Raw genomic sequence first — 21,344 nt, 5'->3', positions numbered from 1 at the left:
TGAGTGCTGCGAGGACCAGGATTGCGGATGGACGTATTCATTTGGGGAAAATCTCCAGCAATCGTGGCGCTATCTTTTCCAGTGGACGGATCTCTACGGCCGCGTCGATGGCTGCGGCAGCCTTGGGCATGCCGTACACCGCACTGCTTTGCTGATCCTGCGCGATGGTCAGGTACCCCTGTTGGCGCATGAGCTTAAGCCCTTGAGCCCCGTCGCGTCCCATTCCTGTCAATAAAACCCCTACTGCGTCACCGTTCCAGTAATTGGCGACGCTTTCGAAAAACACGTCGATCGAGGGGCGGTAGATCTCGTTGACCGGCTCGGCGGTGTAGGCCAGCGTACCGTTCTTGAGCAAACGGATATGGTGATTGGTGCCGGCCAGCAACACCGCGCCGGCCTGCGGCGGTTCGCCCTCGCGGGCCAGACGCACGTCCAGGCCGCTGGCGCTGGCCAGCCATTCGGCCATGCCGGCGGCAAACACCTGGTCAACATGCTGCACCAGCACGATGGCCGCCGAAAAGTGGCGCGGCAGCCCCTTTAGCAAGACTTCCAGCGCCGCCGGGCCTCCGGCCGAAGAGCCGATCGCCACCAGCCGCTGGCGCGAGGCGGTACTGCGCGGTGTCGCAGGCGCCGGACGCGAGCGGGCGGTTTTCTCGCCGATCAGCCAGCCGATGTTGAGGATTTTGCGCAGCAGCGGCGCCGCCGCTTGCTGGGCATTGCCGGCGCCGATGGCCGGGGTGTCGACCACATCCAGCGCGCCATGGCCCATGGCTTCGAACACCCGGTGCACGTTCTGCTGGCGGTCCACGGTGACAATGACGATCGCGCACGGACTCTCGGCCATGATCCGGCGGGTCGCCTCGACGCCATCCATCACCGGCATGATCAGGTCCATCAGGATCAGGTCCGGGGTATTTTCCGCGCACAGACGCACTGCTTCGGCGCCGTTTTTGGCAACCCACACCACCTGATGCGCTGGCTCGAAGGCCAGCGCGCGGCGCAGGGCCTCCACCGCCAAAGGCATGTCGTTGACGATTGCGATCTTCACGCCCGCGCTCCTCCGATGAGCTCAACCACCGCGTCGAGCAAGGCGTCGTCATGAAAACTGGCCTTGGCCAGATAATAGTCGGCGCCGGCGTCCAGTCCACGGCGGCGGTCTTCCTCGCGATCCTTGTAGGACACCACCATCACCGGCAGCGATTGCAGACGATTGTCGCGGCGCAGCAGCGAAACCAGTTCAATGCCGTCCATGCGCGGCATGTCGATATCGGTGATCAGCAGATCGAAGTCCTCCGAACGCAAGGCGTTCCAGCCGTCCATGCCGTCCACTGCAACGGCCACGTCGTAGCCGCGATTGAGCAGCAGCTTGCGTTGCAGCTCGCGCACGGTCAGCGAGTCGTCGACCACCAGAATCCGTTTGCGCGCCGCCTCGGCGGCCTGATTGCCGTGACGCGCGATACGTTCCAGACGCCCGGTATTGAGCAGTTTGTCCACTGAACGCAGCATGTCCTCGACATCGACAATCAGCACCACCGAACCATCGTCGAGCAGGGCCCCGGCAGAAATGTCCTGCACCTTGCCCAGCCGCTCGTCCAGCGGCAGCACCACCAGCGTGCGCTCGCCAATGAAACGCTCGACTGCCACGCCGTAGATTGCATCGCGCTCGCGGATCACCACGACTTTCAAGGTCTCGCCGCTGTTCTGGCTGGCCGGTCGCTGCAACAACTGACTGGCCGCCACCAGCCCGACATGCCGGCCCTCGTGCCAGAAATGCTGGCGCCCTTCGACCTGCACGATGTCGTCCGGCGCCAGGTCGCACATGCGCTCGATGTGCGCCAGCGGGAAGGCGTAGGCCTCGTCGCCGACTTCCACCACCAGACTGCGCACCACGGAAAGGGTCAGCGGCACTTCCAGATGGAAACGGCTGCCCTCGCCCGCCGTCTGCTCCAGCACCACCGCACCACGCAACTGGCGGACCATGTGCTGCACCGCGTCGAGGCCTACGCCGCGACCGGAGACCTCGGTCACCTTGTCCCGCAGGCTGAAACCCGGCAGAAACAGGAAGGTCAGCAGTTCTTCTTCGCTCAACTGGGCGGCGGTTTCGGCGGGCGACAACTGACGTTCGACGATGCTGCGCCGGACCTTTTCCAGATCCACGCCGTTACCGTCATCGCTCAGTTCCAGCACCAGCAGACCGGCCTGATGCGAGGCCCGCAGGCGAATCAGGCCTTCCTCGGGCTTGCCTTTGAGCAGGCGTTCCTGCGGCGTTTCGATGCCGTGATCGACGGCGTTGCGCAGCAGGTGCGTGAGCGGTGCTTCGAGTTTTTCCAAAACATCGCGGTCGACCTGGGTCTTCTCGCCCTCGATCTCCAGCCGCACCTGTTTGCCGAGGCTGCGACCGAGGTCGCGCACCATCCGCACCTGCCCGGACAGCACATCGGCAAAAGGCCGCATGCGGCAGGCCAGCGCGGTGTCGTAGAGCACTTGTGCGCGCTGGCTCGCTTGCCAGGCGAACTCGTCGAGTTCGGCGTTTTTCTCGGCCAGCAGTTGCTGGGATTCGGCGAGCAAACGGCGCGCGTCTTCCAGCGCCTCTTGAGCTTCAAGGCTCAAGGCGTGTTCCTTGAGATGCACGTTAAGACTTTCCAGCGCCCGCAGACCGTTGTTCTGCATGCGCTTGAGGCGCTGCATGGTGGCCAGGTGCGGCTTGAGGCGCTGGGTTTCCACCAGGGATTTGCTCGACAGGTCGAGCAAGCTGTTCAGGCGTTCGGCCGTGACCCGCAGCACCCGCTCGCCACCTTCGGTGGTGCGCTTGCTTTTACGTGGTGCGGGTTCCGGCTCGGCAATCTCGACGGGGGGTTCGGCGGGCGCTGGCTCAACCACCGACGGTGGCTGAAGCTGCAACTCGGCCATCGGTGGCGCACTCGCAGCGGCGAGCACTACTGGCGGCGCCGCCGGATCGAGCAATCCGCCCATCAACGCCACGTAAGCCTCGATGTCCGCCGGTTGCGGGCCGTTGGCCGGGGTGGCGATGCGCATCAGCAAATCAGTGCCTTGCAACAGCGCATCGATATGCTCCGGGCGCAGGAACAACCGCCCTTCCTGGGCGCTGACCAGACAATCCTCCATCACATGGGCGACGCTGACGCCGCTGTCGATGCCGACAATCCGCGCCGCGCCTTTCAGCGAGTGCGCCGCGCGCATGCACGATTCGAGCTGATCGGCCTGGGTCGGGTTGCGTTCCAGCGCCAGCAGCCCGGCGCTGAGCACCTGGGTCTGGGCTTCGGCTTCGAGGCTGAACAGCTCGAGCAGGGAGGCGTCGCGCATTTGCTCGGGGGTCATGTGAGGCTCCGGGACACGGCGGACAATAGCTGTTCTTCATCCAGCCAACGCAGGCTGCGACCTTTGAAAGGCAGCACGCCTCGGGTGTATTTGGCGCTGGCGTGTGCGCCGGAGCGTGAGGCGGCGTCGAGGATTCGCTCGTCGATGGCGTGAATCCCGTCGACTTCGTCCACCGGCACCACCACCGGCCCGCCCTGGGCCGAGATGATCAGCATGCGCGGCATGATCCGCGCGCCGGTCGCCGGGGCCGCATGGCTGTCGAGGTCGAGCAGTTCGACCAGCGACAGACACGCCACCAGCGCACCACGCACGTTGGCCACGCCGAGCAAGGCCCGGGAGCGCTGGTGCGGCAGCGAGTGAATCGCCTGCAACGGCGCGACCTCCACCAGACTGCGCGTAGCCAGGCCGAGCCATTCTTCGCCGAGGCGGAAGATCAAAAGCGAACGGGTCTTCAGCTCGGTTTCGACCTGGGTCGCCACCGGATCGCGCTCGTCCTGCTGCAACGCATAGCGGTCGAGCAGGCGCGTGGCGGCGGCGGAATACACCGAGCAATTGCGGCAATGGATGTGTTCATCCAGCAGCGGACAGGACTTGTCGCCGTGGATGCCGATGCGGTTCCAGCAATCATCGATGGCCCGGGCGTCTTCGTGGGTGACGTTCAAAGTGTCGGACGGGATCATCGTTTACGCTCACTGTCGGCGGTGCGGTCGCTGCGGGCGGCGCGCTCCTGCAATCGTCTGGCACCGGCCGTGTCGCCCTGGGCCTGCAGCAAGGCGGCAAGGTGCATCAGGGCTTCGGGGTGTTGCGGTTCGAGGTACAACGCCTTGCGGTAAAAGCCCTGGGCTTGGAGGGCGCTGCCGGCGACATCGCTGAGCAGGCCGAGCCAGTAGAACACTTGGGCCACCGGCTCATGGCAGCGCAAATACTGCTCGCACGCGGCGCGGGCCTCGGCGCTTTTGCCTTCGTTGGCCAGGGCGGCGATGCTGGCCAGCAAGGTCGCGGCGTCGGTGTTGGTGCTTTTAGCCGTCGCCGTCAACGGCGTCACGCCAGCAAACGGTCGGTTGCGCACCGGCGGCGGTGGCGTGCTGCGCAGCGGTTGGCGCACAGGCAACGGCACAGGAGTCGCGGTCGGCATCGGCAACGGTTCGGGCTGCGGTTCGCTGTGACGACTGAAGGCAAAGGACTGCGCAATCCCGATCGAACGCATGCCCAACCGCCCAAGCAGACTGCCCTCGGCCGGGCCGATAAACAGCACGCCATCGACATGGGTCAGGCGCTTGAGCACGGCGAACACCTGCTGCTGGGTCGGTTGATCGAAATAGATCAGCAGGTTGCGGCAGAACACGAAATCGAACGGCGGCTCGTTGACCAGCAATGACGGATCGAGCACGTTGCCGACCTGCAGGCGCACTTGCTCGCGGACGATTTCATTCACCCGGTAACCCTCGTGTTCGGCAGAAAAATGCCGCTCGCGAAAATCCAGTTCCTGACCGCGAAACGAGTTCTTGCCGTACAGCGCCCGCCGCGCCTTGTCCACCGACAACGGGCTGACGTCCATGCCATCGACCTTGAACTGATGGGGCTTGAGGCCGGCATCGAGCAAGGCCATGGCAATCGAATAGGGTTCTTCGCCCGTGGAACACGGCAGGCTGAGGATGCGCAGCGCGCGCATGTTGTTCAGTTCACCCAGACGTTTGCGCGCCAGCTTGCCCAGGGTGGCGAAGGATTCCGGGTAACGAAAAAACCAGGTCTCGGGGACGATCACCGCTTCGATCAGCGCCTGCTGTTCATCCCGCGAGCCTTGCAGCGTCTGCCAGTACTCATTGGCACTCACCGTTTGCGACAGGGTGATGCGCTGGCGTACGGCCCGTTCAATGATTGCCGGCCCCACCGACGCAACGTCGAGACCGATGCGTTCCTTGAGGAAGTCGAAGAAGCGCTGGTCGCTGCTCATGGCTGCTCCTCAAGCCGCGCCGGGTCCAGCGGCGGCGACGGGAACAACAGCGTACGCACCGACTCGTCCAGCAAGTCGTTGACCCGCACCCATTGCACCAGCCCCTGGGCGTCTTCACGCACCGGCCCCAGGTACGGCGCCTGACGATTGTCGAGGCCGTACGGCTGAAAATCTTCCGGGTTGCAGCGCAGGGTATCGGTGGCCTGTTCGAGGATCAGGCCCAGCCATTGCGCGGGTTGCGAGTCATCCGCGCGGTAATGCACCAGCACCAGTCGCGTGCTGGTGCGCGCCTCGGCAGGATGGCCGAAGGTCAGGGCACTGAGGTCGATCACCGGCACCACCGTGCCGCGATAGACAAACACCCCCGCCACCCAGTGCGGCGCCCGGGCAATCGGCTTCAACGGCAGACGCGGCAGCACTTCGGCCACTTCCGTGGCACGCAGGGCGTAACGTTCGTTGCCGATGCGAAACAGCAGGAACAACGCCTGCTTCGCCACCGGTGCAGCGCTGCGTTTGACGGTGATTTCGCTCATCAGACTTTGAATCGCGAAACGCCGCTGCGCAGGCCCACGGCCACCTGGCTCAGTTCGTCGATGGCGAAACTGGCCTGACGCAACGACTCGACGGTCTGGCTGCTGGCATCACCCAGCTGCACCAGCGCGTGGTTGATCTGCTCGGCACCGGTCGCCTGGGCCTGCATGCCTTCGTTGACCATCAACACCCGCGGCGCCAGCGCCTGCACCTGATGGATGATCTGCGACAGCTGCTCGCCGACCTGCTGCACTTCGGCCATGCCGCGCCGCACTTCCTCGGAGAACTTGTCCATGCCCATCACCCCGGCGGACACCGCCGACTGAATCTCGCGGACCATCTGTTCGATGTCATACGTGGCGACGGCGGTCTGATCCGCCAGACGCCGCACCTCGGTGGCGACCACGGCGAAACCGCGACCGTATTCACCGGCCTTTTCCGCTTCGATCGCGGCGTTCAGAGACAGCAGGTTGGTCTGGTCGGCGACCTTGACGATGGTCACCACCACCTGATTGATGTTGCCGGCCTTCTCGTTGAGGATCGCCAGTTTGGCATTCACCAGATCCGCCGCGCCCATCACCGAGTGCATGGTGTCTTCCATGCGCGCCAAACCTTGCTGCCCGGAACCGGCCAGCACCGAAGCCTGATCGGCGGCGGTGGACACTTCGGTCATGGTGCGAACGAGGTCGCGGGAGGTCGCCGCGATCTCGCGGGACGTCGCGCCGATTTCAGTGGTGGTTGCGGCGGTTTCGGTGGCGGTAGCCTGCTGTTGCTTGGAAGTGGCGGCGATCTCGGTCACCGAAGTGGTGACCTGCACCGACGAACGCTGGGCCTGGGACACCAAAGCAGTAAGCTCGGTCATCATGTCGTTGAAGCCGGTTTCCACGGCCCCGAACTCGTCCTTGCGGTCGAGGTTCAAGCGGCTGCTCAGATCGCCGGTACGCATGATGTCGAGGATCTGCACGATGCGGCTCATCGGCGCCATGATCGCGCGCATCAGCAGCAGACCGCAGAAACCGGCGGCCAGCACCGCCACCAGCAGCGAGACGAACATGCTGACCTTGGCCGCCGCCACGGCCTCGTCGATGTTGGCCATGGCCTTGTCGGCGACTTTCTTGTTCTCGCCGATGATGTCGTTGAGTTTCATCCGGCCCGAGTACCAGGCCGGTGTCAGTTGCTCGTTGAACAGCTTGACCGCATCGGCTTCGAGATTGCGCTTGTGCAGGTCGAGCACCGCATCCTGAATTTTCAGGTAGTTGTCGTGATACTTCTCGAACGCCGCGAATTCGAGCTTGTCCTCGTCCGTGACCACCGTGCCACGGTAATTGGCCATCTGCTCCTGAAGTCGGGATTCGAAAGCCTTGTAATCGGCCGCATCTTCACTGCTGATGCCCTGCCCTTCCTTGAGCCCCAGCAGTTCCTGGGTCTGCAGATAGCTGTCGACCCACGCACCACGAATCATCGAGCTGTAATAGACGCCGGGAATCGCGTCGTCACGGACGCTGTTTTCACTGGCTTCGATATTCAGCAGCCGCGAATACGAGACGACCACCATCAGCAGCATGATGGCGATAATCACCGCAAAGCTCGCCAAAATGCGTTGGCGCAACGTCCAGTTCTTCACAGTCAGTCCTCGGGGCGGGTCGAAATGCGGGGGAGTATAGCTGAGGGCGGTGTTTCATTTATAAGACGGTTTGCCGCGCTCAGGCCTGCCGATGGTAAACGGGGTGGGCTCTGGACAGGGACTTTCAAGGAATCGGAGGGTGGCGTGCCAGTGACGCAATGGCAAAAAGGGGCGGTGGATTGGCCATTCCCGCTGCAGACGATCTGGCGATACCGTAACGCGCACTCGCCGGCGTTTTTTCAGCCACAACGAAAGAACCCGCCATCCTGTGCGGGATCGCGGGTTCTGAAATCGCTGACAGCGGTTTTACTGGGTAGCTACACGTACCTGCTTCTCAAGCTCCACCTTCAACCCCGGCTCCAGCTTCAACTGCCGCGCCAGTTCATCCAGATAGCTCTTCTCCATGAAGTTCTCCTCATCCACCATCATCACACTTGCCACGTACATTTCGGCGGCCATCTCCGGTGTGCTTGCCGCGCGGGCGACGTCGGTGGGGTCGAGGGGTTTGTTGAGTTCGGCGTGGAGCCAGTGCGTGAGTTCCTGATCGTTGTCGAGTTTGGTGAATTCGCCCTCGATCAGTTGGCGTTCGCGGTCGTCGATGTGGCCGTCGGCCTTGGCGGCGGCGACCAGGGCCTTGAGGATGGCCTGGCTGTGTTGTTCGACTTGCGCCGGTGGCAGACGGTCGAGGGTTTGCGGTTCGTTCTGTGGGGCGGTGCCTTTTTGGGCGTTCCAGTTGCCGTAGGCTTTGTAGGCGATCACGCCCAGTGCGGCGAGGCCGCCGTAAATGGCGACTTTACCGCCAACCTTGCGGGCCTTTTTACTGCCCAGCAGCAGGCCCATGGCCCCGGCCGCCAGGGCACCTCCGCCGGCACCGGAGAGCAGACTGCCGAGGCCGTTGGCGCCGGAAGATCCGCCCAGCAAGCCGCCCAAACCACCGGCAGCCGGTTTGTTCTGCGCCCCGCCCGCCTTGTTCTGCAACAGATCCTGGCCGGACTTGAGGAGTTGATCGAGCAATCCACGGGTGTTCATGTTCCGTCTCCAAACAGGGGTTATCCGGATCAATAAGGCCCTCAGCCTAGTTCGAAAGTGCCCGTCACTTGGGTGCGAGTGTGCTTCCAGATGTTGCCTGGCCCGCAGCAGCCCTTCGCGAAAATAGATATACACTCGAGGCAATCTAAAAAAACCGCCCACCGGGTAAACCGTCCATGATGACCTTGCGTCAGATCCGCCATTTCATCGCCGTGGCCGAGACCGGCTCGATCTCTGCCGCCGCGCAAACCGCGTTCATTTCCCAGTCGACACTGACCCTGGCCATCCAGCAACTGGAGGAAGAAATCGGCGTCAGCCTGTTCAACCGCCACGCCAAGGGCATGACGCTTACCCATCAGGGACACCAATTCCTGCGCCAGGCGCATCTGATTCTGGCGACCGTGGACAACGCCAAGCGCAGCCTGCAACAGAGTACCGATCAGGTCGCCGGACAATTGATCGTCGGCGTGACCAGTCTGGTAGCCGGTTATTACCTGGCAGACTTGCTCACTCGTTTCCAGCGCGCCTACCCCAATGTCGAGATCCGGGTGATGGAGGACGAGCGCCCGTACATCGAGCATCTGCTGGTCAGCGGCGAGATCGATGTCGGGGTGTTGATCCTCTCCAACCTCGAAGACCGCCACGCCTTGCAAACCGAAGTGCTGACCCACTCGCCGCACCGTTTGTGGCTGCCGGCCCAGCATCCGCTGCTGGAACACGACAGCATCAACCTTGCCGATGTCGCCCGGGAGCCGTTGATTCAGTTGAACGTCGACGAGATGGATCGCAACGCCCAACGTCTTTGGCGTGGTGCCGGACTGCAACCGAAGATCACCCTCAGAACCGCCTCCACCGAAGCAGTACGAAGTCTGGTGGCGGCGGGATTGGGCGTGTCGATCCAGCCGGACATGACCTACCGCCCATGGTCGCTGGAAGGCGACATCATCGAAGCGCGGCCGATTGCCGACCTCAACCAGACCCTCGACGTCGGTCTGGCCTGGCGCCGTGGCACTGCGCGCCCCGCGCTGGTCGATCCGTTCCTGACCGTGGCCCGCGAACAGCCACACGGCGGACGCAAGCCATCTATTTAATCGAATGCCACCTTCAGTATTTAGAATTTGTCGACCCCGGAGCCGCGCACTAGTCTTGCTGCATCAATAAGACGGTCGGCGCCCGGAACAGGGAGCCATATGACCACACAAGAAAAGAGATCCCGGAAAATGGCTGGCGCGCAGACCCCCATGCACACCGCGTTGCTGATCGACGGCGAACTGGTCGCCGGCCTGGGTTTTGTCGAGCCGATCCTCAACCCGGCCACCGGCGAAGTCCTGACCCAGATCGCCGAAGCCAGCACCGAACAAGTCGAAGCCGCGATCCTCGCCGCCCACCGCGCCTTTGCCGAGTGGTCGCGCACCACCCCGCAACAACGCTCGAACCTGTTGCTGGAAATCGCCAGCGCCGTCGAAAAGCACGCCGACCACCTCGCTCGCCTCGAAGCCCTGAACTGCGGCAAGCCGCTGCATCTGGCGCGGCAGGACGACTTGACCGCGACCGTCGATGTGTTTCGCTTCTTCGCCGGTGCCGTGCGCTGCCAGACCGGCCAGCTCAGCGGCGAATACGTGCCGGGCTACACCAGCATGGTGCGCCGCGATCCGATTGGTGTCGTCGCCTCGATTGCGCCATGGAACTACCCGATCATGATGGCCGCGTGGAAAATCGCCCCGGCCCTCGCCGCCGGCAATACGCTGGTGTTCAAGCCGTCCGAGCACACGCCGCTGTCGATTCTGGCACTGGCTCCGGCGTTGGCCGAAATCCTGCCGCGCGGGGTGATCAACATTGTCTGCGGTGGCGGCGAAGGCGTCGGCAGCCACCTGGTTGGCCATCCGAAAGTGCGCATGGTGTCGCTGACCGGCGATATCGTCACCGGCCAGAAAATCCTCCAGGCCGCCGCCAAAACCCTGAAGCGCACCCACCTCGAGCTCGGCGGCAAGGCCCCGGTGATCGTCTGTAACGATGCGGATCTCAAAGCCGTGGTCGAAGGCGTGCGCACTTATGGCTATTACAACGCCGGGCAGGATTGCACGGCGGCTTGCCGGATCTACGCCCAGGCCGGGATTCACGACAAATTGGTGGCTGAACTCGGTGCGGCGGTCAGCAGCCTGCGCTTCGCCGGTAAGCGTGACGCCGACAACGAGATCGGCCCGCTGATCAGCACCCGCCAGCGCGACCGCGTAGCCAGTTTCGTCGAACGCGCCCTCGGTCAGCCGCACATCGAGCGGGTGACCGGCGCGGCGGTGCATTCCGGCGCCGGGTTCTTCTATCAGCCAACCTTGCTGGCCGGTTGCAAGCAGAGCGATGAAATCGTCCAGCGCGAAGTGTTCGGCCCGGTGGTGACCGTGACCCGTTTCGATGAGCTGGCGCAAGCGGTGGACTGGGCCAACGACTCGGAATATGGCCTGGCTTCGTCGGTCTGGACCCAGAATCTCGATAAAGCAATGCAGGTCGCCGCACGCCTGCAATACGGCTGCACCTGGATCAACAGCCATTTCATGCTGGTCAGCGAAATGCCTCACGGCGGGCTGAAACGCTCCGGTTACGGCAAAGACTTATCCAGCGATTCGCTACAGGACTACAGCGTGGTGCGGCACATCATGGCCCGCCACGGCCAGCATCTCTGACTACGCTAATAACAAGCCGCTGACGGCATGCTTCACCGCGTTCACAACTGCCCCGACCATAATTTAAAGAAGAGGGTTCACCATGTTCGTGCACAAGACCGCACTGCTCAGTGCAATCACCACGGCCCTGCTGGCCAGCGCCAGCCTGCAGGCCGCCGAGCCGCTCAAAGCCGTCGGCGCTGGCGAGGGCCAGCTGGATATCGTCGCCTGGCCCGGCTACATCGAACGCGGTGAAAGCGACAAGGCCTACGACTGGGTGACCGGTTTCGAGAAGGAGACCGGCTGCAAGGTCAATGTGAAAACCGCCGCCACCTCTGACGAAATGGTCAGCCTGATGGCCAAGGGCGGTTACGACCTGGTGACGGCGTCGGGCGATGCCTCGCTGCGGTTGATCGTCGGCAAGCGTGTGCAACCGATCAACACCGCGTTGATCCCGAACTGGAAATCCCTCGACCCGCGCCTGAAAGAGGCGCCGTGGTACGTGGTCAACAACCAGACCTATGGCACCCCGTACCAGTGGGGGCCGAACGTGCTGATGTACAACACCAACGTGTTCAAGACCGCGCCAACCAGCTGGAACGTGGTGTTCACCGAACAGAACCTGCCCGACGGCAAGCCGAACAAGGGTCGCGTGCAGGCCTACGACGGCCCGATCTACATCGCCGACGCGGCGCTGTACCTGAAATCCACCAAGCCTGAGCTGGGGATCAAGGATCCGTACCAACTCACTGAAGATCAGTACAAGGCCGTGCTGGAACTGTTGCGCGCCCAGCAGAAGCTGATCCACCGCTACTGGCACGACACCACCGTGCAGATGAGCGACTTCAAGAACGAAGGCGTGGTTGCGTCCAGCGCCTGGCCGTATCAGGTCAACGGCCTGATCAACGAGAAACAGCCCATTGCCTCGACCGTGCCGAAAGAAGGCGCCACCGGTTGGGCGGACACCACCATGCTGCACACCGAGGCCAAGCACCCGAACTGCGCCTACAAGTGGATGGACTGGTCGCTGCAGCCGAAAGTGCAGGGTGATGTGGCGGCCTGGTTCGGTTCGTTGCCGGCGGTTCCGGCGGCTTGCCAGGGCAGTGAGTTGCTCGGCGCTGAAGGTTGCAAGACCAACGGGTTCGATCAGTTCGACAAGATCGCCTTCTGGAAAACACCGCAGGCTGAGGGCGGGAAGTTTGTGCCGTATAGCCGCTGGACGCAGGATTACATAGCGATTATGGGCGGTAGGTAATCCCCATACACCGATCGTTCCCCCGCTCTGCGTGGGAATGTAGCCCGTGCCGCTCTGCGTCATCTCATGCGAATGGACGCGGAGCGTCCGGTGATGCATGCCCACGCAGAGCGTGGGAACGATCAACACACCGCCAAACGATCCAGTTTTTCAGAAGTCCAGGCAGGGCCGCTGCGACGGCCTTCGCCTTTTTGGAGCACCGCACCATGACCCTTGCAGTCCAGTTCACCAACGTTTCCCGGCAGTTCGGCGAGGTGAAGGCCGTTGACCGGGTTTCCATCGATATCCAGGACGGCGAGTTCTTTTCCATGCTCGGCCCCTCAGGTTCCGGCAAGACCACGTGCCTGCGCCTGATCGCCGGGTTCGAGCAACCGAGTGCGGGCTCGATCCGCATTCACGGCGCCGAAGCCGCCGGCCTGCCGCCCTATCAACGTGACGTCAACACGGTGTTTCAGGATTACGCGCTGTTCCCGCACATGAACGTGCTGGACAACGTCGCCTACGGTTTGAAAGTCAAAGGTGTGAGCAAAACCGAACGCCACAAGCGCGCCGAAGAAGCCTTGGACATGGTCGCACTCGGTGGCTACGGCACGCGCAAACCGGTGCAATTGTCCGGCGGTCAGCGCCAACGTGTCGCCCTCGCCCGCGCGCTGGTCAATCGTCCGCGCGTGCTGTTGCTCGATGAGCCTTTGGGTGCCCTTGACCTGAAGCTGCGCGAACAGATGCAGAGCGAACTGAAGAAGCTGCAACGCCAGCTCGGCATCACCTTCATCTTCGTCACCCACGACCAGACTGAAGCGCTGTCGATGTCCGACCGCGTAGCCGTGTTCAACAAGGGCCGCATCGAACAGGTCGACACGCCGCGCAACCTGTACATGAAACCGACAACCACCTTCGTCGCCGAATTCGTCGGCACCTCGAACGTGATTCGTGGCGATCTGGCGCGTCAGCTCAGCGGCCATCCGCAGCCGTTTTCGATCCGCCCGGAACACGTGCGTTTCGCCGAAGGCCCGCTGGCCAGCCATGAAATCGAAGTCAGCGGCCTGCTCCACGACATCCAGTATCAGGGCAGCGCCACGCGCTATGAACTGACCCTGGAAAACGGCCAGACCCTGAGCATCAGCCAGGCCAACAATCAGTGGATCGACAGCAGCGCACAGCACCAGACCGGCCAGCGCATCAGCGCACGCTGGGCGCGGGAAGCGATGATTGCGTTGCACGACACCGTTGCGAGCGAGGTGTGACATGACCGCCCTCGCCCTCCCGCATTCGGCGCCGTTGCGCAGGTTTTCCAACCTGCTCTATCGCAAGCCGAACCTGTACCTGTCGATGCTGCTGGTGCCGCCGCTTTTGTGGTTTGGCGCGATCTATCTGGGCTCGCTGCTGATGTTGTTGTGGCAAGGTTTCTACACCTTCGACGACTTCACCATGGCAGTCACGCCCGACCTGACCCTGGCCAACTTCGCCGCGCTGTTTCAGCCGTCGAACTTCGACATCATTCTGCGCACCCTGAGCATGGCCGTCGTGGTGTCGATTGCCAGCGCCATCGTCGCGTTCCCGATTGCCTACTACATGGCGCGCTACACCACCGGCAAGACCAAGGCGTTTTTCTACATCGCGGTGATGATGCCGATGTGGGCCAGCTACATCGTCAAGGCCTACGCCTGGACGCTGCTGCTGGCCAAGGGCGGCGTGGCGCAGTGGTTCGTTCAGCACCTGGGGCTGGAGCCGGTTCTGCAGTTCATTCTGGGGATTCCCGGGGTCGGCGGCAGCACCTTGTCGACCTCGCACCTGGGCCGGTTCATGGTGTTCGTCTACATCTGGCTGCCGTTCATGATCCTGCCGATCCAGGCCTCGCTGGAACGCCTGCCGCCATCGTTACTGCAAGCCTCCGCCGACCTCGGGGCCAAGCCGCGCCAGACTTTCATGCAGGTCATTCTGCCGCTGTCGGTGCCGGGGATTGCCGCCGGTTCCATTTTCACGTTCTCGCTGACCCTGGGCGACTTCATCGTGCCGCAACTGGTGGGCCCGCCGGGCTACTTCGTCGGCAGCATGGTCTACGCGCAGCAAGGCGCAATCGGCAACATGCCAATGGCAGCGGCGTTCACGCTGGTGCCGATCGTGCTGATCGCCATCTACCTGTCCATCGTCAAACGACTGGGGGCTTTCGATGCACTCTGACAAAGCATCCATAGGGCTGAAAATCGCAGCCTGGGGCGGGTTGGTGTTTCTGCACTTCCCGATCCTGATCATCTTCCTTTACGCCTTCAACACCGAAGACGCGGCGTTCAGCTTTCCACCGAAAGGCTTCACGCTGCACTGGTTCAGCGTGGCGTTTTCGCGGCCGGACGTGCTGGAAGCGATCAAGCTGTCGTTGCAGATCGCGGCCATCGCCACGCTGATTGCCATGGTGCTCGGCACCCTCGCTTCGGCGGCGCTGTACCGTCGGGACTTCTTCGGCAAACAGGGCATTTCGCTGATGCTGATCCTGCCCATTGCACTGCCGGGGATCATCACCGGGATCGCGCTGCTGGCGACCTTCAAGACGCTGGGGATCGAGCCGGGAATGTTCACCATCATCGTCGGCCACGCGACCTTCTGTGTGGTGATCGTCTACAACAACGTCATCGCCCGTCTGCGCCGTACCTCGCACAGCCTGATCGAGGCGTCGATGGATCTCGGCGCCGACGGCTGGCAGACCTTCCGCTACATCATCCTGCCCAACCTTGGCTCGGCTTTGCTTGCCGGCGGCATGCTCGCGTTTGCGCTGTCGTTCGACGAAATCATCGTCACCACTTTCACCGCCGGCCATGAGCGCACCTTGCCGCTGTGGTTGCTCAATCAACTGAGCCGCCCACGGGATGTGCCAGTGACCAACGTCGTGGCGATGCTGGTGATGTTCGTGACCATGCTGCCGATCCTTGGCGCCTACTACCTGACCCGGGGTGGCGAGAGCGTCGCGGGCAGCGGCGGCAAATGATTTCCCTGATCTTTCCCACCCTGAATTTGCAGTAGAAAGAGGACAACAACATGCAAACCAAACTCTTGATCAACGGCCAACTGGTCAACGGCGAAGGCCCGGCGCAACCGGTGCTCAACCCGGCGCGGGGCGAAGTGCTGGTGGAAATCAACGAAGCCACCGAAGCCCAGGTCGATGCCGCCGTGCGCGCCGCCGACAGTGCCTTCGCCGAATGGTCGCAGACCACGCCGAAGGATCGTTCGCTGTTGCTGCTCAAACTCGCCGACGCCATCGAAGCCCACGGCGAAGAGCTGGCGAAACTGGAATCGGACAACTGCGGCAAACCCTACAGCGCCGCGCTGAACGACGAGATTCCGGCGATCGCCGACGTGTTCCGTTTCTTCGCTGGCGCCAGCCGTTGCATGAGCGGTTCGGCCGGCGGCGAATACCTGCCCGGCCACACCTCGATGATCCGCCGCGACCCGGTGGGCGTGATCGCCTCCATTGCGCCGTGGAACTACCCGCTGATGATGGTCGCCTGGAAAATCGCCCCGGCCCTCGCCGCCGGTAATACCGTGGTGCTCAAGCCGTCAGAGCAAACCCCGCTGACCGCGTTGCGTCTGGCCGAACTGGCGTCGGATATTTTCCCGGCCGGTGTACTCAATCTGGTGTTCGGGCGTGGGCCGAGTGTGGGCAGTCCGCTGGTGACCCACCCGAAAGTGCGCATGGTCTCGCTGACCGGCTCCATCGCCACCGGTTCGAACATCATTTCCAGCACCGCTGACAGCGTCAAACGCATGCACATGGAACTGGGCGGCAAGGCTCCGGTGATCATCTTCGACGACGCCGACATCGACGCGGCGGTCGAAGGCATTCGCACCTTCGGCTTCTACAACGCCGGTCAGGACTGCACCGCCGCGTGCCGGATCTATGCCCAGCAAGGCATTTACGACCAGTTCGTCGAGAAGCTCGGCGCAGCGGTCAGCAGCATCAAGTACGGCTTGCAGGATGATCCGTCGACCGAACTCGGGCCGCTGATCACCGCCCAGCATCGCGACCGCGTGGCCGGGTTTGTCGAACGCGCCGTGGCGCAACCGCACATTCGCTTGATCACTGGCGGTAAAGCTGTCGAAGGCAATGGTTTCTTCTTCGAACCGACGGTGCTGGCCGACGCGCAGCAGGATGACGAAATCGTCCGTCGCGAAGTGTTCGGGCCGGTGGTGTCGGTGACCAAATTCACCGATGAGGCTCAGGCGCTGGAATGGGCCAACGATTCGGACTACGGTCTGGCGTCCTCGGTGTGGACGACGGATGTCGGGCGCGCCCATCGCCTGTCCGCCCGTTTGCAGTACGGCTGCACCTGGGTGAACACGCACTTCATGCTTGTCAGCGAAATGCCCCACGGCGGTCAGAAACTGTCCGGTTACGGCAAGGACATGTCCATGTACGGGCTGGAGGACTACACCACGGTTCGGCATGTGATGTTCAAGCACTAAAAGCATCGCCAGCAGGCTGGCGATGGCGTCACCTCGGTTTCAGCAAGGAAACCGGCATTACGCACCACCAGGCATTCAAAACAACAACTACCGATCCGGGCGGCGCTCACCAAGCCCCGCCGCGGCTTCGGCCATCCGAAATCTGCCGATTTCACGGAGCAAACACACATGAGTGCATCACCCGATCTCTCAGCCGCCGTTGCCGACAGCGATGCCGAACAACTGCGCCAACTGGGCTACACCTCCAACTTCAACCGCAGCATGAGCCTGTGGGAAAACTTCGCATTGGGCTTCACTTATCTGTCACCGGTCGTAGGGGTTTATACCCTGTTCGGCCTGTGCCTGGCCGCCGGCGGACCACCGATGTTCTGGGCCTATTTGCTGGTCGGTTGCGGGCAATTGCTGGTGTGCCTGATTTTCGGCGAAGTGGTGTCGCAGTTCCCGATTTCCGGGGGTGTTTATCCGTGGGCGCGGCGGTTGGTCGGCAAGAAATGGGCGTGGATGGTCGGCTGGATCTATTCCATCGCCCTGTGCGTGACCATCGCTGCCGTGGCGGTCGGCGCGGGCCCGTACCTCGCGGCCATGCTCGGTTTTGAGCCGAGCAACAACACCAACATCGTCATTGCCCTGGTGCTGACGCTGTTCGCCACCCTGGTGAATCTCAGCGGCACCCAAGTGCTGGCGCGGATCGCCATGTTCGGCTTCCTCTGCGAACTGGTGGGCGCGGTGATCGTCGGCGTGTACCTGCTGATCTTCGAGCGTCACCAGCCGATCAGCGTGCTGTTCAACACCTTCGATATCAGCGTCGACGGCTCTTACCTGCCGGCGTTCCTCACCGCGTCGTTGGCGGGGATGTTCCTCTACTACGGCTTCGAAGCCTGCGGCGACGTGGCCGAAGAAACCCCGAACCCGAGCGCAAAAATCCCGGTGGCCATGCGCATGACCATCTACATCGGCGGCATCGCGGCGATGTTCGCTTGCCTGGCGCTGATCCTCGCCGTGCCGGACATGCAAGCGGTGATCAACGGCACCGATAAGGACCCGGTCACCACCATCCTCAACAACGCCTTCGGCCCGGTCGGTTCGAAAGTGGTGATGGGCGTGGTGATGATTTCCTTCATCTCCTGCGTCATCAGCCTGCAAGCGGCGGCGAGTCGTCTGCTGTACTCCTACGCTCGCGATGAAATGGTCATCGGCAGCCGACTGCTGAAAAAGATTTCTCCCACGACCCAGGTGCCGGTTGCTGCACTGTTCGTGTCCAGCGTCCTGCCCGGCCTGATCATCGCCCTCGGCTTCTTCCTGCAAGACGCCGTGGCCACCATCGTCAGCTTCGCCGCCATCGGCATTTACCTCGCGTTCCAGATGATCGTCCTCGCCGCCCTGTACGCCCGCAGCAAAGGCTGGAAACCCAGCGGCAAATTCACCCTCGGCGCCTGGGGCTGGCCGGTGAACATCGGCGCGCTGGTCTACGGCGTCGGCGCAATCATCAACATGGCCTGGCCCCGCACACCGGATGCCGCGTGGTACATCAACTACGCGATGGTGCTGAGCACGGCGATCGTGATTGGGCTGGGGTTGATTTACATGTGGATTGGCAAGCCGTATGACCATGGGAAGGCACCGGCTGGGGATGCGTGCGAGGTGGGTCGCTAAAAGCGTTTGGCCCCGGCACCGATAGAGTGCCGGGGTTCAAGAAAGCCGACGCAAAACATCAAAAGAAAAGCTCGGACTGATCGTATTTCAGCGAGGAAATACGATCGAACAATTTGATTTTTTCGTTGGCTTTTTGCTTGGCGTGGTCAGACATGAATGCAATCAACTCTTCGAGCTGATTGACGTCTCCCACCACTTTGAATTCCTTCTCCTTGTTGACGAAGACAAGGGACTTCTTCTTTCTCGACAGCAGTTCTATGACGTTGCTGAGCGTTCCGGTGCTCTTCGCATCCCATATCATCAAGCCGTAGTCAGCGGCTTCGGCCATCACCACGTCTTTCTCGGTGAAGAAGGCCCTCGATCCTTTGGAGTGTTTGGAGTCCACTGTTCTGGCGGGCCACTGTCCGAGGTTGTTCCGCGGCGCTGGACCGCTACAGAACACAGTGGTTCTGGATCGTTCAAGACTCAGCAGATATTCCTGAATGGAGGTATCGGCGCCACCCGCATCACCAACGACCACCTCAAATTCAGACGCAACGATATTACTGATACGCTCCTTAACCTTCGGATCAAGGTTCTTGATATTGATAGAGCCAGCAATAAATACAGTCGTCATTGAGTTCACTTCCAGGTTAGCGCCGCTACGTAGATCTTCCCCACCTTCGGAAGAATCCTTTGAGCTGCCGCCCACCCTGGGGGATGCCGGAGATTCATAAAGGAAAAATCACGCTTCAGGTGCAGTCTGGCTGACCGCCATACAAAAACAGGCATTTCCTACAGATGCAGGCTTCAAGAAGAAGCCACATTTCCTACGCTACGCGTCCACAGCGTAGACTTGGCACCGCTAGCGCCTGACCGATAGGCTTTATCCCGTCGCTGCCCCATCAGCGGCCCGGGGTCGAAGCCGGAAATCTGTCAAAACGGTGCTTGCGTGCCCCCATTGAACTGCAGCTGCTTTGCAACTTCAGTTCTGCGTTATGGCGGGCCGTGTGGCGCGGGCCTTCCGGCTTTTCCGTTTCGACAGGAAGTAACCCGACTTCGAACGCCACTCGGTTCGCCACCCAACTTTTTCGAAGAGTTGGTGGCGAATTTCCTACTCGAAACGGAAGTCATCTCATGCCAGCACCTACTCACAATCCGAATACTGAATATTTCACTCCCACCGTCTTCACCCGCCACAACCGCTTCCTCCACGCCCTCCTGCTCGATCATCAAGCCTGGTTCTGCGCTCAGGATCTCGGCCGCATGATGGGCCATCCGTTGAACCCACGCGTCACCCTGAAACTCGACCCCGACCAACGCCGCACCGTCCGGCTGAGCAAGTACGGCAAAGTTGTCGAGACGCCGATGGTCTGCGAATCCGGCATGTACGCGCTGCTTGTCCACCATTTCATCCCGGAAAACCGCAATCTGCGGCAATGGCTGAGCAATGAGGTGATTCCCATTTTGCGAGAAACCAGCTCAGCAACAGCGGAAAACTGCCCGAGCCTGAGCTCCGTGCATTGGGCCGGCATCACCGTGCCGCTGTTGCACTGGCAACAACAGGCCTGGGTGAAATGGCGTGATATGCCTGAATTGGTGCAAGTACAGCAGCCGTATCCAGCGCCGCGTTCTTGCGGCTGACTCTGAAAGTCAGTGGGTTTGCCCCGGCGGCGATTAGGTCGCCGGGGCATCAACCAAGCATTTCGCAACACATCCCGTCTTCCAGACGCGTTCAAGTCCACTAGAGTTTTCCTCAACCTCGCACTCTGACTGGTTGACGCCGATGTTATTGCGGCCTAGGGTGTCTACGTCGTTTACAGCGTATACACACGCAGGAGATCTTCCATGGCCTCGCCCGTTTTATCCTTCCGCGTCGAAGAATTGCTCGCTCAACAGTTGGATCAATTGGCCGCGGCCACTGACCGAGACCGCCAGTACCATCTCAAGCGTGCGTTGGTTAGATATGTGGAAGCGGAGTCTTGGCATCTGCAAGCCATCAGCGAGGGGATTGCTGATGCCGATGCTGGAAATCTTACTGATCTGGATGCCGTGAAGGCTAAGTGGGCAAAACGTGCCGAACGTAGTACTAACTGAACGAGCTGAAAACGATCTAGAAACAATTTTTGAGTATTACCAAGGCATCTTGGGTGCCGATCCAGCGTTTGGTGTCGTGAACTCCATTCTTGGAGCGTTTGATCAATTGAAGCAATTTCCGGGCTCAGGCCGGCCTTCAGTCGTGCCGGATACACGCGAACTGGTGCTGACCCGTTATCCATTCATTGCGCCATATCGCCTGGAGGATGGCCAGATCCAGGTCTTGAGAATTCTGCACCAGCGCGCAGAACAACCAGAAAATTGGTAAACCAGCCGTAGCAAGTACGGCTGGCTGTTCACCTCACTAGAACCGCGAAACACTCCTCATCGCATCCACCAGATACCGCATCGCAATCCGGTCGCTCTCCGACAACTCGCGGTAACGCTCCACCAGCTTCAGCTCATCAGGACTGAGCCGGCGTCTTCGCCGGACGTTGGTGAGGCAGGGAAAGATGCCCAACATTTCGGTGATGCCTTGTCCTTTTGTCATGGACGATGTCCTTTTCCAGTACGTCAGAAATTTCTCGAAAACCGCATCGCCCTGCTCCTTTAAGCAGCGATTTGAGCCCTGCCGGTCGAATGGGTCGTGACCGGCGATGCCCATAGAATAGAAATTAAATCGGTGCTGAAAAGTGGTTTTTAGAGTAATTAGTCGAAAAAAGCAGATATGCCCTATAAATCAGAAAAGGCTGTGGGATAAGTAACCGTAACGTCTTGTTTCATTGAGACGCTGTCGCCGTGCTATCAATGAATTTTGCAAAATCGGCGAAC

General features: G+C 61.6%; 20 protein-coding genes. 11 read left to right on the top strand and 9 right to left on the bottom strand.

The annotated features are described in order from the left end of the window. Positions 1 to 37: 37 nt before the first annotated feature. From ACKJSM_RS18950 to ACKJSM_RS18920, 7 genes are all read right to left on the bottom strand, one after another. On the bottom strand, positions 38 to 1,048 hold the full coding sequence (locus tag ACKJSM_RS18950) for a chemotaxis response regulator protein-glutamate methylesterase (protein WP_236178298.1): 1,011 nt from the start codon (positions 1,046 to 1,048) through the stop codon (positions 38 to 40). Beyond that, positions 1,045 to 3,339, bottom strand: coding sequence for a hybrid sensor histidine kinase/response regulator (locus ACKJSM_RS18945; protein ID WP_410238541.1), 2,295 nt, complete (start codon positions 3,337 to 3,339; stop codon positions 1,045 to 1,047). The genes ACKJSM_RS18950 and ACKJSM_RS18945 overlap by 4 nt, the downstream gene beginning before the upstream one ends. Further along, positions 3,336 to 4,019, bottom strand: coding sequence for a chemotaxis protein CheW (locus ACKJSM_RS18940; RefSeq protein WP_410238540.1), 684 nt, complete (start codon positions 4,017 to 4,019; stop codon positions 3,336 to 3,338). Before ACKJSM_RS18940 ends, ACKJSM_RS18945 begins: the two co-directional genes overlap by 4 nt. Next, positions 4,016 to 5,293: a CheR family methyltransferase gene (locus tag ACKJSM_RS18935; protein ID WP_236178295.1), complete on the bottom strand. Its 1,278-nt coding sequence runs from the start codon at positions 5,291 to 5,293 to the stop codon at positions 4,016 to 4,018. The genes ACKJSM_RS18940 and ACKJSM_RS18935 overlap by 4 nt, the downstream gene beginning before the upstream one ends. Then, on the bottom strand, positions 5,290 to 5,826 hold the full coding sequence (locus ACKJSM_RS18930) for a chemotaxis protein CheW (RefSeq protein WP_410238539.1): 537 nt from the start codon (positions 5,824 to 5,826) through the stop codon (positions 5,290 to 5,292). The genes ACKJSM_RS18935 and ACKJSM_RS18930 overlap by 4 nt, the downstream gene beginning before the upstream one ends. Further along, on the bottom strand, positions 5,826 to 7,448 hold the full coding sequence (locus ACKJSM_RS18925) for a methyl-accepting chemotaxis protein (protein WP_410238538.1): 1,623 nt from the start codon (positions 7,446 to 7,448) through the stop codon (positions 5,826 to 5,828). The genes ACKJSM_RS18930 and ACKJSM_RS18925 overlap by 1 nt, the downstream gene beginning before the upstream one ends. Before the next feature lie 306 nt (positions 7,449 to 7,754). Further along, positions 7,755 to 8,477, bottom strand: coding sequence for a tellurite resistance TerB family protein (locus ACKJSM_RS18920; protein ID WP_410238537.1), 723 nt, complete (start codon positions 8,475 to 8,477; stop codon positions 7,755 to 7,757). Positions 8,478 to 8,653: 176 nt separating this feature from the next. On the opposite strand from ACKJSM_RS18920, the gene ACKJSM_RS18915 reads away from it, so the two are divergent. From ACKJSM_RS18915 to ACKJSM_RS18880, 8 genes are all read left to right on the top strand, one after another. Further along, complete coding sequence (locus tag ACKJSM_RS18915; RefSeq protein ID WP_007954670.1) at positions 8,654 to 9,568, top strand: LysR family transcriptional regulator; 915 nt, start codon at positions 8,654 to 8,656, stop codon at positions 9,566 to 9,568. Positions 9,569 to 9,667: 99 nt separating this feature from the next. After that, positions 9,668 to 11,155 (top strand): gamma-aminobutyraldehyde dehydrogenase, encoded by a 1,488-nt coding sequence (locus ACKJSM_RS18910; protein WP_410238536.1) that lies wholly within the window; start codon positions 9,668 to 9,670, stop codon positions 11,153 to 11,155. 82 nt (positions 11,156 to 11,237) lie between these two features. Further along, positions 11,238 to 12,389 carry a putative ABC transporter substrate-binding protein YdcS gene (ydcS, locus tag ACKJSM_RS18905; protein ID WP_410238535.1) on the top strand — a complete coding sequence of 384 codons (1,152 nt, stop codon included), beginning with the start codon at positions 11,238 to 11,240 and terminating at the stop codon, positions 12,387 to 12,389. A gap of 206 nt (positions 12,390 to 12,595) precedes the next feature. Then, positions 12,596 to 13,633: an ABC transporter ATP-binding protein gene (locus ACKJSM_RS18900; RefSeq protein ID WP_236178289.1), complete on the top strand. Its 1,038-nt coding sequence runs from the start codon at positions 12,596 to 12,598 to the stop codon at positions 13,631 to 13,633. Position 13,634: 1 nt separating this feature from the next. Further along, positions 13,635 to 14,570: an ABC transporter permease gene (locus tag ACKJSM_RS18895; RefSeq protein WP_236178288.1), complete on the top strand. Its 936-nt coding sequence runs from the start codon at positions 13,635 to 13,637 to the stop codon at positions 14,568 to 14,570. Continuing rightward, positions 14,560 to 15,369, top strand: a complete 810-nt coding sequence (locus ACKJSM_RS18890) for an ABC transporter permease (protein WP_236178287.1) — start codon at positions 14,560 to 14,562, stop codon at positions 15,367 to 15,369. The genes ACKJSM_RS18895 and ACKJSM_RS18890 overlap by 11 nt, the downstream gene beginning before the upstream one ends. 50 nt (positions 15,370 to 15,419) lie before the next feature. After that, positions 15,420 to 16,844: a gamma-aminobutyraldehyde dehydrogenase gene (locus tag ACKJSM_RS18885; RefSeq protein ID WP_236178286.1), complete on the top strand. Its 1,425-nt coding sequence runs from the start codon at positions 15,420 to 15,422 to the stop codon at positions 16,842 to 16,844. A 168-nt stretch (positions 16,845 to 17,012) separates the two neighbouring features. Continuing rightward, positions 17,013 to 18,497 carry an APC family permease gene (locus ACKJSM_RS18880; protein ID WP_410238534.1) on the top strand — a complete coding sequence of 495 codons (1,485 nt, stop codon included), beginning with the start codon at positions 17,013 to 17,015 and terminating at the stop codon, positions 18,495 to 18,497. Between the two features lie 58 nt (positions 18,498 to 18,555). Here ACKJSM_RS18880 and ACKJSM_RS18875 read toward each other — a convergent pair whose 3' ends face one another. Beyond that, positions 18,556 to 19,113, bottom strand: coding sequence for a hypothetical protein (locus ACKJSM_RS18875; RefSeq protein WP_085609157.1), 558 nt, complete (start codon positions 19,111 to 19,113; stop codon positions 18,556 to 18,558). Positions 19,114 to 19,613: 500 nt separating this feature from the next. Between ACKJSM_RS18875 and ACKJSM_RS18870 the strand changes: the two genes are divergently transcribed. The 3 genes from ACKJSM_RS18870 (at position 19,614) to ACKJSM_RS18860 (ending at position 20,841) form a co-directional block, all read left to right on the top strand. Continuing rightward, positions 19,614 to 20,120, top strand: a complete 507-nt coding sequence (locus ACKJSM_RS18870; RefSeq protein WP_410238533.1) for a Bro-N domain-containing protein — start codon at positions 19,614 to 19,616, stop codon at positions 20,118 to 20,120. 204 nt (positions 20,121 to 20,324) lie between these two features. Next, the gene (locus ACKJSM_RS18865) at positions 20,325 to 20,573 is read left to right on the top strand and encodes a CopG family ribbon-helix-helix protein (protein WP_236178283.1); all 249 of its coding nucleotides are present in this window, start codon (positions 20,325 to 20,327) and stop codon (positions 20,571 to 20,573) included. Next, entirely contained in the window at positions 20,551 to 20,841 is a 291-nt protein-coding gene (locus tag ACKJSM_RS18860) for a type II toxin-antitoxin system RelE/ParE family toxin (protein WP_236178282.1), read from the top strand. The genes ACKJSM_RS18865 and ACKJSM_RS18860 overlap by 23 nt, the downstream gene beginning before the upstream one ends. Positions 20,842 to 20,877: 36 nt before the next feature. Here ACKJSM_RS18860 and ACKJSM_RS18855 read toward each other — a convergent pair whose 3' ends face one another. Next, positions 20,878 to 21,063 carry a hypothetical protein gene (locus ACKJSM_RS18855; protein WP_007954656.1) on the bottom strand — a complete coding sequence of 62 codons (186 nt, stop codon included), beginning with the start codon at positions 21,061 to 21,063 and terminating at the stop codon, positions 20,878 to 20,880. Positions 21,064 to 21,344 lie beyond the last annotated feature (281 nt).

The sequence above is a fragment of the Pseudomonas sp. PHC1 genome (assembly GCF_046487845.1).
GTDB lineage: Bacteria > Pseudomonadota > Gammaproteobacteria > Pseudomonadales > Pseudomonadaceae > Aquipseudomonas > Aquipseudomonas sputi.
Note: the sequence above shows the minus strand (reverse complement) of the source record. Positions and strands in the feature narration are given on the sequence as shown.

Coding starts and splice junctions, on each gene's coding strand:
- ACKJSM_RS18935 (WP_236178295.1), bottom strand. CDS start 5,293: ATGAGCAGCGACCAGCGCTTCTTCGACTTCCTCAAGGAACGCATCGGT.
- ACKJSM_RS18890 (WP_236178287.1), top strand. CDS start 14,560: ATGCACTCTGACAAAGCATCCATAGGGCTGAAAATCGCAGCCTGGGGC.
- ACKJSM_RS18895 (WP_236178288.1), top strand. CDS start 13,635: ATGACCGCCCTCGCCCTCCCGCATTCGGCGCCGTTGCGCAGGTTTTCC.
- ACKJSM_RS18940 (WP_410238540.1), bottom strand. CDS start 4,019: ATGATCCCGTCCGACACTTTGAACGTCACCCACGAAGACGCCCGGGCC.
- ACKJSM_RS18885 (WP_236178286.1), top strand. CDS start 15,420: ATGCAAACCAAACTCTTGATCAACGGCCAACTGGTCAACGGCGAAGGC.
- ACKJSM_RS18930 (WP_410238539.1), bottom strand. CDS start 5,826: ATGAGCGAAATCACCGTCAAACGCAGCGCTGCACCGGTGGCGAAGCAG.
- ACKJSM_RS18900 (WP_236178289.1), top strand. CDS start 12,596: ATGACCCTTGCAGTCCAGTTCACCAACGTTTCCCGGCAGTTCGGCGAG.
- ACKJSM_RS18910 (WP_410238536.1), top strand. CDS start 9,668: ATGACCACACAAGAAAAGAGATCCCGGAAAATGGCTGGCGCGCAGACC.
- ACKJSM_RS18870 (WP_410238533.1), top strand. CDS start 19,614: ATGCCAGCACCTACTCACAATCCGAATACTGAATATTTCACTCCCACC.
- ACKJSM_RS18915 (WP_007954670.1), top strand. CDS start 8,654: ATGATGACCTTGCGTCAGATCCGCCATTTCATCGCCGTGGCCGAGACC.
- ydcS (WP_410238535.1), top strand. CDS start 11,238: ATGTTCGTGCACAAGACCGCACTGCTCAGTGCAATCACCACGGCCCTG.
- ACKJSM_RS18875 (WP_085609157.1), bottom strand. CDS start 19,113: ATGACGACTGTATTTATTGCTGGCTCTATCAATATCAAGAACCTTGAT.
- ACKJSM_RS18880 (WP_410238534.1), top strand. CDS start 17,013: ATGAGTGCATCACCCGATCTCTCAGCCGCCGTTGCCGACAGCGATGCC.
- ACKJSM_RS18920 (WP_410238537.1), bottom strand. CDS start 8,477: ATGAACACCCGTGGATTGCTCGATCAACTCCTCAAGTCCGGCCAGGAT.
- ACKJSM_RS18855 (WP_007954656.1), bottom strand. CDS start 21,063: ATGACAAAAGGACAAGGCATCACCGAAATGTTGGGCATCTTTCCCTGC.
- ACKJSM_RS18945 (WP_410238541.1), bottom strand. CDS start 3,339: ATGACCCCCGAGCAAATGCGCGACGCCTCCCTGCTCGAGCTGTTCAGC.
- ACKJSM_RS18865 (WP_236178283.1), top strand. CDS start 20,325: ATGGCCTCGCCCGTTTTATCCTTCCGCGTCGAAGAATTGCTCGCTCAA.